Origin of the sequence: Bacillus sp. EKM208B (assembly GCF_011800725.1) — a bacterium.
In the GTDB taxonomy this organism is placed as follows: domain Bacteria; phylum Bacillota; class Bacilli; order Bacillales; family Bacillaceae; genus Bacillus; species Bacillus velezensis.
This window is the reverse complement of record NZ_JAANHO010000004.1, coordinates 292,862-309,055: the sequence shown is the minus strand read 5'-3', so window position 1 is coordinate 309,055 and position 16,194 is coordinate 292,862. Positions and strand designations below refer to the sequence as shown.

The 16,194-nt window shown below is 47.2% G+C and carries 14 protein-coding genes and 1 riboswitch; all 14 genes read left to right on the top strand.

All coding sequences use genetic code 11. The annotated features are described in order from the left end of the window. Positions 1 to 254: 254 nt before the first annotated feature. The 14 genes from ftsA (at position 255) to G9F75_RS09395 (ending at position 16,129) form a co-directional block, all read left to right on the top strand. Positions 255 to 1,568: a cell division protein FtsA gene (gene ftsA / locus G9F75_RS09460; RefSeq protein WP_003154425.1), complete on the top strand. Its 1,314-nt coding sequence runs from the start codon at positions 255 to 257 to the stop codon at positions 1,566 to 1,568. A gap of 35 nt (positions 1,569 to 1,603) precedes the next feature. Continuing rightward, on the top strand, positions 1,604 to 2,752 hold the full coding sequence (ftsZ, locus tag G9F75_RS09455) for a cell division protein FtsZ (protein ID WP_014417721.1): 1,149 nt from the start codon (positions 1,604 to 1,606) through the stop codon (positions 2,750 to 2,752). Between the two features lie 273 nt (positions 2,753 to 3,025). Continuing rightward, a complete protein-coding gene (locus tag G9F75_RS09450) occupies positions 3,026 to 7,321 on the top strand; it encodes a S8 family peptidase (protein WP_021493716.1) in 4,296 nt (1,431 codons plus the stop codon). 216 nt (positions 7,322 to 7,537) lie between these two features. Beyond that, on the top strand, positions 7,538 to 8,467 hold the full coding sequence (gene spoIIGA / locus G9F75_RS09445) for a sigma-E processing peptidase SpoIIGA (RefSeq protein ID WP_014417723.1): 930 nt from the start codon (positions 7,538 to 7,540) through the stop codon (positions 8,465 to 8,467). Between the two features lie 57 nt (positions 8,468 to 8,524). Next, a complete protein-coding gene (gene sigE, locus G9F75_RS09440; RefSeq protein WP_007409714.1) occupies positions 8,525 to 9,244 on the top strand; it encodes an RNA polymerase sporulation sigma factor SigE in 720 nt (239 codons plus the stop codon). 140 nt (positions 9,245 to 9,384) lie between these two features. Next, on the top strand, positions 9,385 to 10,167 hold the full coding sequence (gene sigG, locus G9F75_RS09435; RefSeq protein ID WP_003154420.1) for an RNA polymerase sporulation sigma factor SigG: 783 nt from the start codon (positions 9,385 to 9,387) through the stop codon (positions 10,165 to 10,167). Positions 10,168 to 10,294: 127 nt separating this feature from the next. Beyond that, a complete protein-coding gene (locus G9F75_RS09430) occupies positions 10,295 to 11,092 on the top strand; it encodes an ABC transporter ATP-binding protein (RefSeq protein ID WP_021493715.1) in 798 nt (265 codons plus the stop codon). Positions 11,093 to 11,096: 4 nt separating this feature from the next. Next, positions 11,097 to 11,201, top strand: a riboswitch (TPP riboswitch). 75 nt (positions 11,202 to 11,276) lie between these two features. Further along, a complete protein-coding gene (locus tag G9F75_RS09425; RefSeq protein ID WP_021493713.1) occupies positions 11,277 to 12,557 on the top strand; it encodes an acetylornithine deacetylase in 1,281 nt (426 codons plus the stop codon). Between the two features lie 60 nt (positions 12,558 to 12,617). Beyond that, positions 12,618 to 12,869: a YlmC/YmxH family sporulation protein gene (locus tag G9F75_RS09420; protein WP_003154415.1), complete on the top strand. Its 252-nt coding sequence runs from the start codon at positions 12,618 to 12,620 to the stop codon at positions 12,867 to 12,869. Positions 12,870 to 13,023: 154 nt separating this feature from the next. Further along, positions 13,024 to 13,860, top strand: a complete 837-nt coding sequence (pgeF, locus tag G9F75_RS09415; RefSeq protein ID WP_014304972.1) for a peptidoglycan editing factor PgeF — start codon at positions 13,024 to 13,026, stop codon at positions 13,858 to 13,860. Positions 13,861 to 13,864: 4 nt separating this feature from the next. Further along, a complete protein-coding gene (locus G9F75_RS09410; RefSeq protein WP_021493712.1) occupies positions 13,865 to 14,557 on the top strand; it encodes a YggS family pyridoxal phosphate-dependent enzyme in 693 nt (230 codons plus the stop codon). Beyond that, positions 14,554 to 15,012 (top strand): cell division protein SepF, encoded by a 459-nt coding sequence (sepF, locus tag G9F75_RS09405; protein WP_007409719.1) that lies wholly within the window; start codon positions 14,554 to 14,556, stop codon positions 15,010 to 15,012. The genes G9F75_RS09410 and sepF overlap by 4 nt, the downstream gene beginning before the upstream one ends. 6 nt (positions 15,013 to 15,018) lie before the next feature. Continuing rightward, positions 15,019 to 15,297 carry a YggT family protein gene (locus tag G9F75_RS09400; RefSeq protein WP_003154408.1) on the top strand — a complete coding sequence of 93 codons (279 nt, stop codon included), beginning with the start codon at positions 15,019 to 15,021 and terminating at the stop codon, positions 15,295 to 15,297. A 61-nt stretch (positions 15,298 to 15,358) separates the two neighbouring features. Next, positions 15,359 to 16,129 carry a YlmH family RNA-binding protein gene (locus G9F75_RS09395; protein ID WP_015388260.1) on the top strand — a complete coding sequence of 257 codons (771 nt, stop codon included), beginning with the start codon at positions 15,359 to 15,361 and terminating at the stop codon, positions 16,127 to 16,129. The last annotated feature ends 65 nt before the right edge of the window (positions 16,130 to 16,194 follow it).

Genomic DNA, 16,194 nt, shown 5'->3' with positions numbered 1-16,194 from the left:
CACATTATGGCACCGTGACAGGAAATCTTACGGTAAGGTGGGCCGTCTCTAAAAAAAATAAAAAAAATGCGATATAAAAGAGGATATACATAGAATATAACGAATAGTTTCATTAAACATAAATTGTGAGAAATCAGATAAGAATTTGTTGATGCTGTTGTTTTTGTTACACACTTGTAAAGCCACATTCATTGTATTGTTGTTCCGCAAATAATAGAATAGAATTTGATCGAAATGTGAGGAGGTGCCATAGAATGAACAACAATGAACTTTACGTCAGTCTTGACATCGGTACGTCCAATACAAAAGTGATCGTCGGAGAAATGACAGATGATTCCCTTAACATTATCGGAGTGGGAAATGTACCGTCTGAAGGGTTGAAAAAAGGCTCAATCGTTGATATAGATGAAACCGTTCATTCTATAAGAAAAGCGTTTGACCAAGCTGAAAGAATGGTAGGTTTTCCGCTGAAAAAAGCCATTGTCGGCGTTAATGGAAATTATATTCATATTCAAGATACGAACGGCGTTGTCGCTGTTTCCAGTGAAAACAAAGAAATTCACGTTGAAGACGTCCGCAGGGTAATGGAAGCGGCACAGGTCGTGTCAGTTCCGCATGAGCAGCTGATCGTTGACGTCGTTCCTAAACAGTTTATCGTTGACGGAAGAGACGAAATTACCGATCCGAAAAAAATGCTCGGCGTGCGCCTGGAAGTAGAAGGCACGCTGATTACCGGCTCCAAAACGATCTTACATAATTTACTTCGCTGTGTGGAGAGAGCGGGCGTTGAAATTACTGATATCTGCCTGCAGCCGCTTGCGGCCGGTTCGGCGGCTTTGTCAAAAGACGAAAAAAACCTCGGAGTCGCCATGATTGATATCGGAGGCGGCTCGACGACGGTGGCGGTATTTGAACAGGGGCACCTGAAGGAGACAGCCGTCATTCCGCTCGGAGGCGAAAACATCACGAAAGATGTATCGATCGGATTGCGCACTTCCACCGAAGAGGCTGAAAGAGTAAAAAAACAATTCGGACATGCATTCTATGATGAGGCTTCAGAAGATGAAGTATTTGAAGTCACCGTCATAGGAACGAATCAAAAGCAATCTTTTACACAGCAGGAAATTGCCAATATTATTGAAGCAAGAGTGGAAGAGATTCTTGAGATTGCCGCAGCCGAAATTGAGCATATGGGAATTACAGATCTGCCCGGCGGCTTTGTGCTGACCGGCGGACAGGCCGCAATGCCCGGAGTGCTTTCATTGGCACAGGAAGTGCTGAGGCACAATGTAAGGGTTGCAAGCCCGAATTATATCGGTGTAAGAGACCCTCAGTATATGACGGGTGTCGGCTTGATACAATTTGCCTGCCGAAATGCCAGAATTCAGGGAAGAAAAATAGGCTTTCATATGCCGGAAGAAGCCGTGCAGGAAATCGCGGTCTCTCACGAAGAAGAACATCATCAGCGGCCAGAGGCGCAGCAGCGTCCAAAAGCAAAACAAAAAACACAAGCCGAACACAACAAACCGAGCAAAATGAAAAAACTATTAAGCATGTTTTGGGAATAGATTGATAGTCATTCGGCAGATTAGGAGGATTTAGCATGTTGGATTTCGAAACAAACATAGACGGCTTAGCATCAATTAAAGTAATCGGAGTAGGAGGCGGCGGTAATAACGCGGTCAACCGAATGATTGAAAATGAAGTACAGGGTGTAGAGTACATTGCGGTAAACACGGACGCGCAAGCTCTTAACCTGTCAAAAGCGGAAGTGAAAATGCAGATCGGGGAAAAGCTGACCCGCGGTCTCGGAGCGGGTGCGAATCCGGAAGTCGGCAAAAAAGCCGCTGAAGAAAGTAAGGAACAAATCGAAGAAGCGCTAAAAGGCGCTGACATGGTGTTCGTTACAGCCGGAATGGGAGGCGGTACCGGAACGGGAGCCGCACCGGTTATCGCGCAAATCGCAAAGGACTTAGGCGCTTTGACTGTCGGTGTCGTAACAAGACCGTTTACATTTGAAGGAAGAAAACGCCAGCTGCAGGCTGCAGGCGGTATCACGGCAATGAAAGAAGCCGTTGACACACTGATCGTTATTCCGAATGACCGCATTCTTGAAATTGTCGATAAAAACACACCGATGCTTGAAGCATTCCGTGAAGCTGATAACGTGCTTCGCCAAGGGGTGCAAGGTATCTCTGACCTCATCGCAACGCCTGGTTTAATCAACTTGGACTTTGCCGATGTCAAAACCATCATGTCCAACAAAGGTTCAGCATTGATGGGTATCGGGATCGCTACGGGCGAAAGCCGTGCTGCTGAAGCCGCCAAAAAGGCGATCTCCAGTCCGTTACTGGAAGCGGCAATCGACGGAGCGCAAGGTGTTTTGATGAACATTACGGGAGGTACAAACCTGAGCCTCTACGAAGTGCAGGAAGCAGCCGACATCGTCGCTTCTGCATCTGACCCTGATGTCAACATGATTTTCGGTTCAGTTATCAATGAAAATCTGAAAGATGAAATCGTCGTCACCGTTATTGCGACCGGTTTTATCGAACAGGAAAAAGATGACTCAAAACCGCAGCGCCCGACTTTAAACCAAGGATTGAAGTCTCAAAGCCAAAACGCTGCGAAACGTGAGCCGAAACGAGAAGAAACACAGCATCAAAACACGGCGAACCGCCATACATCACAGCCGGCGGATGATGCCCTCGACATTCCTACATTTTTAAGAAACCGCAACAAACGCGGCTGATGTAAAAAAGGACAAGACCACATGGTTTTGTCCTTTTTCTTTTTTGTGCCAGTCTTCCTTCCTATCCCCATGATCTATACAGTGAAAAAAGAAACTTTATACCTATGACGAATTGATTGTTTTTTAGTTTTATACGGCTTTCTACAGAATGTGACAATATCTGGATGGAAGATTGTCTACATTTAACGTACAGCATCGAAAATGACAAACGATTCCAATTATGAAGGAGGGATACACATTTTATAGGGCGTTACCAAATAAGGGGGGATACGATTGAAGAAAAAAACGAGAAACAGATGGACAGGCTCCGTTTTAAGCGCGATTGTCGTCAGTTCACTGTTGTTTCCGGGTGCAGCCGGAGCGAACAGCACACCGGGGGCAGTTTCTTTCACCAAAGATCTTTCTTCCTCTAAGAGCATTCAGCATAAGATTTCCGATTCAGTCAAGAAGCGTTTTGAAAAAAATGATAAAGTCACGTTTCTTATCAAATTTAAAGAGAAAGCCAATACGAAAAAAGCGGTCAAAGAAGCAGAAAAAAACGCCAAGTCTCAATCGCTTTCCGCAGCAAAAACCGAATATCAAAAGCGGTCAGCCGTCGTTTCTTCTTTAAAACTGGCGGCTCATGATGCGCAGCAGAATCTGAAAACATATTTGGAAAAACAAAAAAAGAAAGGCAAGGCTGATCACATCCATTCCTATTATATTGTCAACGGAATGGCAGTCACTGCTTCGAAAGAGGTAATGGAAAAAGCCGCCTCATTTCCTGAAGTAGAAAAAGTTCTTCCGAATGAAAAACGTCAGCTTACTCAACGACAATCAATAGCTCCTTTTCAAATGAAGAAAAAACAAAAAGAGATCAAAGCAAAGGAAGGCATCGAATGGAATATCAGCCAAATTGATGCGCCGCAGGCCTGGGCCTCAGGATACGACGGAACCGGCACGGTTGTCGCCTCCATTGATACGGGAGTTCAGTGGGATCATCCGGCGCTTAAGGAAAAATACCGGGGTTACGATCCTGCAAATCCCGCAGCGCCGAATCATGAAATGAACTGGTATGATGCCGTGTCCCATAAAGACGCTCCCTACGATGATCTTGAACACGGCACTCATGTAACAGGGACCATGACGGGTTCAGAACCTGACGGCTCAAATCAAATCGGTGTGGCTCCGGGGGCGAAATGGATCGCAGTAAAAGCATTTTCAGATGACGGAGGAACCGATGCCGATATTTTGGATGCCGGTGAATGGGTGCTCGCGCCTAAAGATAAAAACGGCACGCCGCATCCCGAGATGGCGCCGGATGTTGTTAATAATTCCTGGGCAGGCGGTTCGGGAATGGACGAGTGGTACCGCGATATGGTGAATGCGTGGAGAGCGGCAGGGATTTTTCCGGAATTCTCTGCGGGAAATGAAGACTTATTTACACCGGGAGGACCGGGTTCAATCGCGAATCCGGCCAATTATCCTGAAGCATTTGCGACAGGTGCGACTGACATCGACAAGAAACTCGCTGATTTCTCACTTCAAGGCCCCTCACCGTATCATGAAACAAAACCGGACATTTCGGCTCCGGGAGTGAATATCCGTTCTTCGATTCCTGGAGGAACATACGAAGGCGGCTGGGACGGAACTTCAATGGCCGGGCCGCATGTGGCGGCGACGGCGGCTTTGTTAAGGCAGGCAAACGCCTCTATTACGGTCGATGAAATGGAAGACGTTTTGACGCGCACCGCGGAAAAGCTGACAGATTCCGTTTTTCCGGAATCACCGAATAACGGTTACGGCCACGGTCTCGTTAACGCTTTTGATGCCGTTTCTGCCGTAACGGACGGAATCGGAAGCGTAGAAGGCAAGGTCTCTTCTGCGGGCGAAGATCACAATCCGCCCAGCTTTCATCATGAACCGGTCTCAGTGGCTTACAAAGGGGCAAACCTTCCGTTAACGGTTACAGCAGAAGACGATGTAAGCGTAACTGAAGTCATCCTTTCCTATCAGTTTGATGAAGGAGAGTGGAAAACGACAGCCGCCGTTCAAAAAAGCGGTGATGAAAAAAAGGGAACATACCAGGCGGAAATTCCGGATGTAACGGGAAGCAAGATAAGTTATAAATGGACCATAAAAGATTTCGGAGGTCATTCTGTAGAATCTGATACGTACCGGGCTGACGTGAAACCGAGCGTTACGGCGGGATACAAAGAGGATTTTGAATCACAGCCGGCGGGGTGGTCCAGTTACGGGACACATGACCAATGGGAATGGGGTACCCCGGGTTCAGGGCCCGGCACCGCATTTTCCGGAGATAAAGTGTATGCGACGAATCTGTCCGGCCCTTATGCCGATTCAGCCAACATGAATTTGGTGATGCCTCCGATTCAAGTTCCGGAAACAGGACGGCTGTTTTTGCAATTTAAAAGCTGGCACAAGCTCGAAGAATTTTTTGATTACGGGTATGTGTTCGTTCTGCCGGAAGGAAAATCAAATTGGGAGCAGGCGGCCGTTTACAATGGTGACTCCGCAGGATGGAATGATGAAGAGGCTGATTTATCTGCGTATAAAGGCCAAAACATAAAGCTCATGTTTAATATGCAGTCAGACGAAGTACTGAATGAAGACGGATGGTATATCGATGATGTCCGGCTTTCAAGCAGCCCTCTCGGCAAGGCGGCCAAAAAAAATAAACACAAAAGACAAACACCTCCCGGCCACCTGAAGAAAAAAGCCGTCAGTCCGAAACAGGCCAAACCGGCAGTGAAATCACCCGGAAAAAGAGTGAAACGTGAAACAAACCTCCTGCCGCTCAGAGCGCAAATCAGTGTCTCCGAGACGGGGAAATCCGTATATTCCGACCCTGCAAGCGGAAGCTACAGCCTGTCACATAAGGCGGGAAGCTATACGCTGAAAGCCGAGGCTTACGGATTTAAGTCCGCTTCGAAACAAGTTTCTATTCAATCAGACAAAACCGCACAGGCAGACTTTACACTGGAGCAAATGCCGTCCGGCACGCTAAAAGGAACCATCACCAATCAGTCAACAGGCGAACCGGTAAAAGGGGCTGCGCTTTATGTGGCTGAGGATGCCGCAATTGAACCGGCGGTGACAAACGATAAAGGGGAATATTCGCTTAAGGCGTACGAAGGCTCCTACACAATCAAAGTAGCGGCAAAAGGCTTTTACAATAGCGAATTTTCTGTTGACATCAAAGGAGATGCTGAAAAAAACGTCAAGCTTAAGCCGTATGTCGGTTATGAAGGGGAAATTGCCTATGATAACGGGACGGAAGAAGCCGCGCTGTCATATTTTAAAGCCGGCAGCAAATCTGCCGTTAAGATGACGCTTAAAGACGGAAAAGAACACGGTATGCTGACGGGAGGCCTTTTTAAATTTTGGGGCGCCGACTGGCCTGATCCGGGAGGTACCGAATTTCAAGCAGAAGTATATGATGCATCCGGCCCTGATGGAGCTCCGGGCAGCAAAATTGCCGGCCCGTTCCAAGCTGAAGCGCTTCGAAACGGCGAATGGACCAAAGTGGATCTCAGCTCAAAAGGAATCGCGGTCGGAAAGGATTTTTATCTTGTGTTCCGCCAGACGAAACCCGATCCTTATACACCTGCCCTGTCATCTGATGACGGCAGTCCGTACTCGAACAGAAACTGGCAATACCTCGACGGCCGCTGGTCAAAAGCCGATAAATCAGACGGAAACTTTATGATCAGGGCTTTGGTCGACTATGAAGCTTCTGTGCCTGAGATAACCTCGCCTGAAGATCAGTCATTTACAAACAAGAAGTCAATCACGGTGAAGGGAACGGCTTCACCAAAAACCGCTGTCCGTCTTACCAATAACGGTAAAACCGCCGCAGAAACGAAAGCAGATGCAGACGGCAATTTCCAGGCTGATGTCACACTCACTAAAGATGCCAATCGGCTGACAGCGGCATCTGTGACAGACAGCGGGTCAACCGATGAGTCACGCCCTGTCACGGTCATACTGGATGAGGATAAGCCGGATGTGACGATTGACAGTCCGGCAAACGGTGATAAAACAAATAAAGAAGCAGTGACTGTAAAAGGAAAAGTGCACGACGCCCATTTAAAATGGGTAAAGGTGAACGGAAAAAAAGCTGAAGTAAATAACGGTTCTTATCAAGCGAGAACCCTTCTGGAAAACGGCAGCAATGAGATCAAGGTCACGGCCTCAGATGAAGCGGGTAACAAAACAACGAAAAAGACGGTAATCGATGTCAATTACAATGCTCCCGTCATTTCCGGATTGGTTCCCGGAGCGGATAAGGAATTAAAAGCCGGAGAATCAGTGAAAATCGCTTTTTCAAGCGGAAAGAAATTAGACGCTTCCTTCGTGATCCGTCTGCCTCTGACAAACGCCCGGGCAGGGAGCCAAAACGCAACAGAGCTTCCGCTGAGAGAAATTTCTCCGGGACGATATGAGGGTTACTGGACGGCGACTTCTTCCATCAAAGCAAGCGGAGCAAAAATTGACGTTATCGCAAGAGATGACTACGGAAATGAAACGAGACAGACGGCTAAAGGAAAACTTTATATCAATGAGTAAAAACAGAGCGCTGCCAAATCACGGCAGCGCTTTTTTAGTTGAAGGGGACAATAGGAAATCAACCCTTTCGGCCCTCGACAAATAAAACGGTTATCCCTTAAAAATTGTACTTTACCCTCAACATTAATTGACAGACTTTCCCACAGAGCTTGCTTTATACTTATGAAACAAGAGAGAGAAACAGATAAGTAAGACAAAAGAGGAAAGGGGTCAGATGTGAAAATCTATCTGGATGTCATTTGGCTGTTGAACTTTTGTTTTGATTCTCTTTTGCTTTTATTGACCGCCTTTATTTTAAAACGCCAGGTGAAAAAAAGAAGAGTGGCCGCCGGCGGTTTCATCGGGTCAGCCATTGTGCTTCTGATGTTTACGCCTGTTTCTCCCTTTGTGGAGCATCCGGCGGGAAAAATGGCGTTTTCAGTAGTCATCGTGCTTACGGCTTTTGGCTTTAAACGGTTCCGATACTTTTTTCAAAATTTGTTCGCCTTTTATTTCGCGACTTTTCTCGTCGGCGGGGGAATGATCGGCGTACATTCCCTGCTGCAGACAGAATCAATTGTGCAGCAAGGCGTAATGGTCACAAGCCAGACCGGATTCGGCGACCCGATCAGCTGGATGTTTGTAGTTATCGGATTTCCGGCCATATGGTTTTTTTCGAAAAAGAGAATTGAAGACATCGAGACGAAGTCCATTCAGTACGATGAACTTGTCATGGTGCAGGCGGAATTCAGCGGACAGACAATCCGCGCGAAAGGATTGGTGGATTCCGGGAATCAGCTGTATGATCCGCTGACGAAAACGCCGGTCATGATCCTTTGCATTGACAAATTCGCTCCGATTCTCAGCGAAAAGGAAACGGACCTCATCAAATCCGCCAGTCCGCTTGAAGTGATAGAGCAGCTTGATGATTCGTTCCGCCATGCGGATAAGCTGAGGCTGATTCCGTACAGGGGCGTCGGCCAGGACAATCAATTTTTACTCTGTTTAAAGCCGGATTACGTCACGATTTTAACAAAAGACGAAATGATCGCTTGTGAAAAATGCCTGATCGGCATCAGCACGAAACCATTATCCGCGGACGGTGAATTTGACGGAATCGTTCATCCGAAGATGCTGACAGGGAAGGCTGTAAAACATGTTTCCTGACGAAAAGTCTGTTATTCATCATACTCAAAATGCATTGTATTTAGAAGGGGGAGGAAGATGAAAAAACTTAAGCTGCGTCTGACATATTTGTGGTATAAATGGCTGATGAAACTCGGACTGAAAAGCGATGAAGTATATTACATAGGAGGAAGCGAGGCGCTGCCGCCGCCTTTGTCTAAAGAAGAGGAGCAGGTGCTCTTATTAAAGCTGCCGAGCGGGGATCAGGCGGCGCGGGCCATCCTGATTGAGAGAAACTTACGTCTTGTCGTTTACATTGCCCGCAAATTCGAAAACACCGGCATCAATATCGAGGACTTAATCAGCATCGGCACCATCGGTTTGATCAAAGCGGTAAACACTTTTAATCCGGAAAAGAAAATCAAACTCGCCACCTATGCGTCGCGATGTATCGAAAACGAAATTTTAATGTACTTGCGCCGTAACAACAAAATCCGTTCAGAGGTGTCCTTTGATGAACCGCTGAATATTGATTGGGACGGAAACGAACTGCTGCTTTCGGATGTGCTCGGCACAGATGATGATATTATTACAAAAGACATTGAAGCCAATGTGGATAAAAAACTTCTGAAAAAAGCGCTTGAGCAATTAAACGAAAGAGAAAAGCAGATTATGGAACTGCGTTTCGGGCTTGTCGGAGAAGAAGAAAAAACACAAAAAGATGTAGCCGACATGATGGGGATTTCACAATCTTATATCTCCCGGCTCGAAAAGCGGATTATCAAAAGACTGAGAAAAGAGTTTAACAAAATGGTGTAAAATTTTTTCCATCTGACAGCCCTTACTGCTGCAAGGATTGCCGCAGCCGGATGTTTATTTCTGTAAAATGGCGGTGCATATTTTTCCCACCCGAGGAGATACTTAACGTTGTACAGCAGCTCCTAGTGGGAGGGAAAAACGTGTCAAGAAATAAAGTCGAAATTTGCGGGGTGGATACCTCCAAATTACCGGTGCTCAAGAATGAAGAGATGAGAAAGCTGTTTAGGCAATTACAGGATGAGGGCGATGATTCAGCGAGGGAAAAGCTTGTAAACGGCAATCTGCGCCTTGTCTTAAGCGTCATTCAGAGGTTTAACAACAGAGGAGAGTATGTTGATGACTTATTTCAGGTCGGCTGCATCGGACTAATGAAATCCATTGATAATTTTGACCTAAGCCATAATGTTAAGTTTTCAACATACGCTGTACCGATGATCATCGGAGAAATCCGCAGATATTTGCGGGATAATAATCCGATCCGCGTCTCGAGGTCGCTTCGCGATATCGCATATAAAGCGCTTCAAGTAAGAGAGCGGTTAATCAGTGAGACAAGCAGGGAGCCGACAGCAGAGGAAATCGCCAAAGTTCTTGAAGTGCCCCATGAAGAAATTGTGTTTGCCCTTGACGCCATCCAGGATCCGGTTTCACTGTTTGAGCCGATTTATAATGACGGCGGCGATCCGATTTACGTGATGGACCAGATCAGCGATGAGCGCAACAAGGATACACAATGGATTGAGGAGCTGGCTCTGAAAGAAGGCATGAGAAGACTGAACGAACGGGAAAAAATGATTTTGCGAAAGCGCTTTTTCCAAGGGAAAACCCAAATGGAAGTCGCTGAAGAAATCGGCATATCCCAAGCTCAGGTCTCAAGGCTTGAAAAGGCAGCCATTAAACAAATGAATAAGAATATCCATCAATAACGGAAAAAGCCTTTAAACCTTGTTTAAAGGCTTTTTTCATGCGATGGTTTACGTTTGCAAAGAAGTGATGTATTCTAATGTGTAAAAGTTTTTAGAAAATTTAATAAAGTAAACGGGGGAAACTGCAATGATTTTACAGCTGGACAGTGTGTCATTAAAAAGAAACGGGAAATGGATTTTGAAAGATATCAACTGGCGCGTCGAGAAAAACGAAAATTGGGTGCTGTACGGATTAAACGGAGCCGGGAAAACGGCTTTGCTGAATATGTTATGCTCTTATTACTTCCCCACTTCAGGAGAGATGCAGGTGCTCGGCCATCAATTCGGCAAAACAGAGCTCGGTGACAGGCTCAGAAGGAAAATCGGCCTTGTTTCGGCAGGTCTTCAGCACAAATTATATGCCGCGGACTCCGCTTTTGAAATCGCCCTCAGCGGCGCGTACGCCTCAATCGGGCTGTACGAAACTCCGAGTGAGCAAGTAAGGGAAAAAGCGATCGGTCTTCTGAAGGATTTGGGCGCCATCAGTTACGCCGACAGACGGTATGAAACATTATCACAAGGGGAAAGACAAAGAGCGCTGATTGCGCGGGCGCTTATGGCTGATCCGGAACTGCTGATTTTGGACGAACCCGTGACGGGTCTTGATTTTATGGCAAGGGAGCAGCTGCTGGACACGATTACGTCGATCGCCGAAAAAGAAAATGCGCCGTCCATCCTTTATGTCACCCATCACGCTGAAGAAATTCTGCCGGTATTTGATCAGGCGCTTCTTTTAAAACAGGGCGAGGTGTTCGCCTCCGGGAAAATCAGGGACATGCTTTCTGACGAGCGGCTTACAGCGTTTTTCGATATGCCTGTCAATGTCTTATGGAACAATGGCCGCCCGTTTTTAACACGTGCAAAAGAGGCATCATCCGTAAAATAACATAAATTCACCCTGGGGGTGCTGCCACGCGGCTGAGAGAGACGTTGTCTCAACCCTTAACGGACCTGATCCGGATCATGCCGGCGGAGGGAAGCGGTGAAAAAAGCGGAGGAAGATCCGTTTTTTACCCGTTTCATTTCATGAATGAACGGGTTTTTTGATACAGCCAAAGGGGAGGTTTCCAATGCATCAGATTGATATGCTGTTACACCAGGCGGAGAAACGGCGGCACGACTTCATACATATTGCTGAAAGACTGATAGCCTTTCCCACTCCGGCCCCGCCAGCAAGAAATACGGCAGAAGCCCAAAAGTGGGTGGCCGGCTTTTTAAAAGAAACGGGCTGCTCGGTCGATATGTGGGATGTGTATCCGGAAGACCCGAATGTAGTCGGTGTTTTAGAAGGGACAGATTCAAGCAGGCATCAAAGCCTGATTTTAAACGGACACATTGATGTGGCAGAAGCCGGGGGCGAAGACTGGCACTCTGACCCGTTTCAGCCGCTCGTAAAAGACGGCATGCTGATCGGAAGGGGCGCCGCTGATATGAAAGGGGGATTGGCGTGTGTTCTTTTCTCTCTGAAGCTGATCCATGATGCCGGCATTAAGCTTCCGGGCGACCTCATTGTACAGTCTGTAATCGGAGAAGAAGTCGGTGAGGCGGGGACGCTGGAATGCTGCAAACGCGGCTATCACGCGGATTTTGCGGTTGTCGCGGATACGAGCAGCCTGCATATTCAAGGGCAGGGCGGTGTCATCACCGGCTGGATAGAATTGAAAAGCAAACAAACATTTCATGACGGCATGAGGCGCAATATGATTCATGCAGGCGGAGGCACATTCGGAGCGAGCGCCATCGAAAAAATGGCGAAAATCATTGCTGCCTTGGGAGAGCTGGAGCGCCACTGGGCGGTAACGAAAAGCTATCCCGGCTTTGCGCCCGGCACCAATACGATCAACCCCGCCGTCATTGAAGGCGGAAGACACGCAGCGTTTGTCGCCGATGAATGCCGTTTATGGATCACCGTCCACTTTTATCCGAACGAAACGCACGAACAAGCAGCCGCAGAAATCGAAGACTATATTAATCGTGTCGCTGACAGTGATCTGTGGCTCAAAGAAAACAGGCCGGTGTTCAAATGGGGCGGATCTTCGATGATTGAAGACAGAGGAGAGGTGTTCCCGGCGCTGAAAATCGACCCGGACCATCCGGCAGTTTCTGTCTTGGCTGCATCACACTCAGCCGTCAAAAAACAGGAGCCCGTCATTGATGTTTCCCAAACCGTAACAGACGGAGGGTGGCTTTATCATGCCGGGATTCCGAGCGTCATATACGGCCCCGGCGATTTAAAAAACGCCCACTCCGTAAACGAGGAAGTGTCCGTTGATGAGCTTATGGACTATACGAAAATCATGCTGAGATTTATCCTCGGCTGGTGCAGCCGCAAAAAAGATTGCCCGATGTGACAAGGTTCAGCCCGGCCGTTCATATAATAGGAAAAAGAACGGGCAAAGGGCGTGATACGGATGATCAGCATATCTGAATTTCAAATAAAAGATGTGGTAAACGTGTCGAACGGAAAAAAACTCGGAAGCATCGGTGATATTGATATTAACGTGACAACGGGGAAAATTCAGGCGATTATTTTAGGCGGCAGCGGAAAAGTTCTCGGTTTTTTCGGAAAAGAAGAGGAAATGATCATTCCTTGGCGAAATATAGTTAAAATTGGGGAAGATGTCATCTTAGTGCGTGTAAATGAACCAAAAGGGGGAGCGTAATCCTCCCTTCACTTGTAAAAAGCCGGAAATCTCAATGTTTCCGGCACATTTATTTATCTCATTTTTCAATCAGCCGCTAAACGTATGCTTAAAATTGTGTTAAAATGAGTGGGAAATTACGCTTTTTTAATGTTTGTCGAAAGGTTGGATCTCCATGAATACATATCACCCGTTTAGTCTTACCACCCCCTCGGCACTCATGATAGAAGACTGGAACTGTGTGAATCAGCTTAACACAAAGGTCATCGCCGGATTCACGACGAAAAACGGCGGGGTCAGCAATCCTCCGTATGAGTCATTAAATACCGGATTGCACGTCCGGGACGAAGCTCATGATGTTGTGACAAACCGTGAAGTCATAGCGTCCTTATGCGGTACTGATCTGGATTCCTGGGTGTTCGCCGACCAGACACATGAAAACCGCGTCCGGCGCGTGACAGCCGGGGATAAAGGAAAAGGAGCGAGAGACTATTCTTCCGCATTCCGCGGGACGGACGGGCTCTACACGAAAGATGCGAATCTTTTTTTGGCCCTTTGTTTTGCGGACTGTGTGCCCTTGTATTTTTATGACCCGGTGAAATCCATTATCGGCGCTGCCCATGCCGGATGGAAGGGGACGGTCAAACAAATCGGACGCATCATGACGGAACGCTGGGTAAACGAAGAAGGCTCCCGTTTAACAGATATTCAGGCTGTCATCGGTCCGTCCATCAGCGCGGGAAGCTATACAGTCGACGACCGCGTCATCAATGAAGTGCGGGCGCTGCCTTTTACGGCTGAATCCGCCATATGCGAAACGGAAAAAGGCCAGTATCAGCTTGATTTAAAAGAGGTCAACCGTCTTCTTCTGATACATTGCGGCATTCCGGAAGAAAACATTTCAGTCAGCGGTTTATGCACCGAACGAGAGCGTGAACTATTCTTTTCACACCGCCGCGACAAAGGGAAAACGGGACGCATGATGTCCTTTATCGGAATGAAGGAGGCGTAAGATCTTGCGTGTTGCTGATCAATTACGACATATAAACGAAAGAATAAACGAAGCATGTAACAGATCGGGCCGAAGCCCCGAAGATGTTACCGTCATCGCGGTTACAAAATACGTATCAGCCGAAAGGGCTCAAGAGGCCGTTGATGCCGGTATTACAAGTCTGGGAGAAAACCGGGATGCCGAGCTTATCCGTAAGCAGGAAGTCATCAAAGGCAGCCCGGAGTGGCACTTTATCGGCAGTCTTCAGTCCAGAAAGGTGAAGGCCGTCGTTGACCGTGTATCTTATATTCATTCCTTAGACAGACTGTCATTGGCAAAAGAGATTGAAAAACGGGCGCAGCATACGGTTCGCTGTTTTGTGCAGGTGAATACTTCGCTTGAGCCGTCTAAGCACGGTTTGAAAACAGAGGAGGTCATCCCCTTTATCAGAGAGCTTTCTGAGTTTAGAAACATTTCTGTAGAGGGCCTGATGACGATGGCTCCCCTGACAGACGATACAGAAACGATCAGAGCCTGCTTCCGGCAATTGCGTGATCTGAGGGATCAGGTGCAAAAACTGAATCAGACAAACGCACCGTGCCGGGAACTGTCAATGGGCATGTCAAATGACTATGAAATCGCTGTTGAAGAGGGCGCAACTTTTATCAGAATCGGCTCTTCATTAGTCGGAAATGAACCGGGGGGTGTAAACAAATGAGCATGAAAAATAAACTGAAAAACTTTTTCTCAATGGATGAGGAGGAGTACGAGTACGAATACATTGAAACGGAGCAGGATCATCCGGAAGAGCATGAACAGCAGAAAGATAAACAGCCTGCTTACGCTCAGAAGCCGCAGGGCAAGCAGAACGTAGTAAGCTTGCAAAGTGTTCAGAAATCCTCTAAAGTGGTGTTGAGTGAACCGCGTGTATATGCGGAAGCGCAGGAAATCGCCGATCATTTAAAGAACAGGCGGGCGGTTGTCGTCAATCTGCAGCGCATCCAGCATGATCAGGCGAAAAGAATCGTCGACTTTTTAAGCGGTACCGTCTACGCCATCGGCGGCGACATTCAGAGAATCGGTTCAGATATTTTTCTGTGCACGCCTGATAATGTCGACGTTTCCGGCACGATTTCGGAGCTTATAAATGAAGACGAACATCAGAGGTGGTAAAGCAGGATGATTCTTTATCAAATTTTTTCCGTTCTGAGTTATTTAATTTACATCTACTCGTTTGCCCTGATCATCTATATCTTTATGTCATGGGTGCCGAGTACGAGAGAAACGGCGGTCGGACGGTTTCTCGCAGCGATTTGCGAACCGTATTTAGAGCCGTTCAGAAGGATCATTCCGCCCATTGCCATGCTGGATATATCCCCGATTGTAGCGATTATCGTGCTTCGGTTTGCCACGACGGGACTTTGGGGCCTATACCGCATGATCGCAATGTATACTTGAATGCGACAGTTTGATACGGGCTTGGCACCAGCCAAGCCTCTTTACATAGAAAGGAAAGAACATGAGCGATATTTACCAGCACTTCAGACAAGACGAGCGGCCTTTTATTGATCAGGTGCTTGAATGGAAACAGATTGTCCTGGACCAGTATCGGATGAAGCTGACTGATTTCTTAGATCCCAGAGAACAGGTGATTGTAAAAGCCGTTATCGGCGACGCCTGCGGTCTTGCGTTTTTCGGAGGATATGACAGAGCTGAGCGCAAACGCGCGATTTTATACCCTGAATATATGGAACCTGAACAGGATGATTTTGAGCTTCGGGCTTTTGACGTTCAATACGCTGAAAAATTCGTCAGCATTGACCACCGCTCTCTTCTCGGATCATTAATGGGGATCGGCTTAAAGCGGCAGAAATACGGCGATCTGATTTTCTCAGAGGAAGCCGTGCAGCTCATCGTCTCTGGTGAAATCGCCGATTTTGTCAGCACTCAGCTGACCAAAGCGGGCAAAGCGCCGGTAAAGCTTGAGAAAATCGAGCTTTCCGCTCTTCACATTCCCGCTTCAGATGTCGAAATAAGGGATGACACGGTTTCTTCATTGCGTCTCGACGCCGTCTGCGCTTCAATGAGCAGGCAATCCCGTCAGAAAGCGCAGGCGCTTGTGAAAAACGGGCTCGTTAAGGTGAATTGGAAAGCCATTGAAGATCCGTCTTATCAGGTTGCTGAAGGGGACATGCTCTCGATTCGCGGCTTCGGACGATGCAGTTTGGCAAAAGTTGACGGAAAAACGAAAAAAGACAAATGGAAAGTTACATTTGAACGGCAAAAATGAGTCGTTTTTTCAGTTTTTTTCTCCATCTGCGCCGTATTTGTTTTATAATGTGAACTAGATAACCG

Excerpts from the sequence above, each read along its gene's own strand:
- ftsA (WP_003154425.1), top strand. The coding sequence starts at position 255 with ATGAACAACAATGAACTTTACGTCAGTCTTGACATCGGTACGTCCAAT.
- ftsZ (WP_014417721.1), top strand. The coding sequence starts at position 1,604 with ATGTTGGATTTCGAAACAAACATAGACGGCTTAGCATCAATTAAAGTA.
- sigE (WP_007409714.1), top strand. The coding sequence starts at position 8,525 with ATGAAAAAACTTAAGCTGCGTCTGACATATTTGTGGTATAAATGGCTG.
- G9F75_RS09430 (WP_021493715.1), top strand. The coding sequence starts at position 10,295 with ATGATTTTACAGCTGGACAGTGTGTCATTAAAAAGAAACGGGAAATGG.
- G9F75_RS09425 (WP_021493713.1), top strand. The coding sequence starts at position 11,277 with ATGCATCAGATTGATATGCTGTTACACCAGGCGGAGAAACGGCGGCAC.
- G9F75_RS09420 (WP_003154415.1), top strand. The coding sequence starts at position 12,618 with ATGATCAGCATATCTGAATTTCAAATAAAAGATGTGGTAAACGTGTCG.
- pgeF (WP_014304972.1), top strand. The coding sequence starts at position 13,024 with ATGAATACATATCACCCGTTTAGTCTTACCACCCCCTCGGCACTCATG.
- sepF (WP_007409719.1), top strand. The coding sequence starts at position 14,554 with ATGAGCATGAAAAATAAACTGAAAAACTTTTTCTCAATGGATGAGGAG.
- G9F75_RS09400 (WP_003154408.1), top strand. The coding sequence starts at position 15,019 with ATGATTCTTTATCAAATTTTTTCCGTTCTGAGTTATTTAATTTACATC.
- G9F75_RS09395 (WP_015388260.1), top strand. The coding sequence starts at position 15,359 with ATGAGCGATATTTACCAGCACTTCAGACAAGACGAGCGGCCTTTTATT.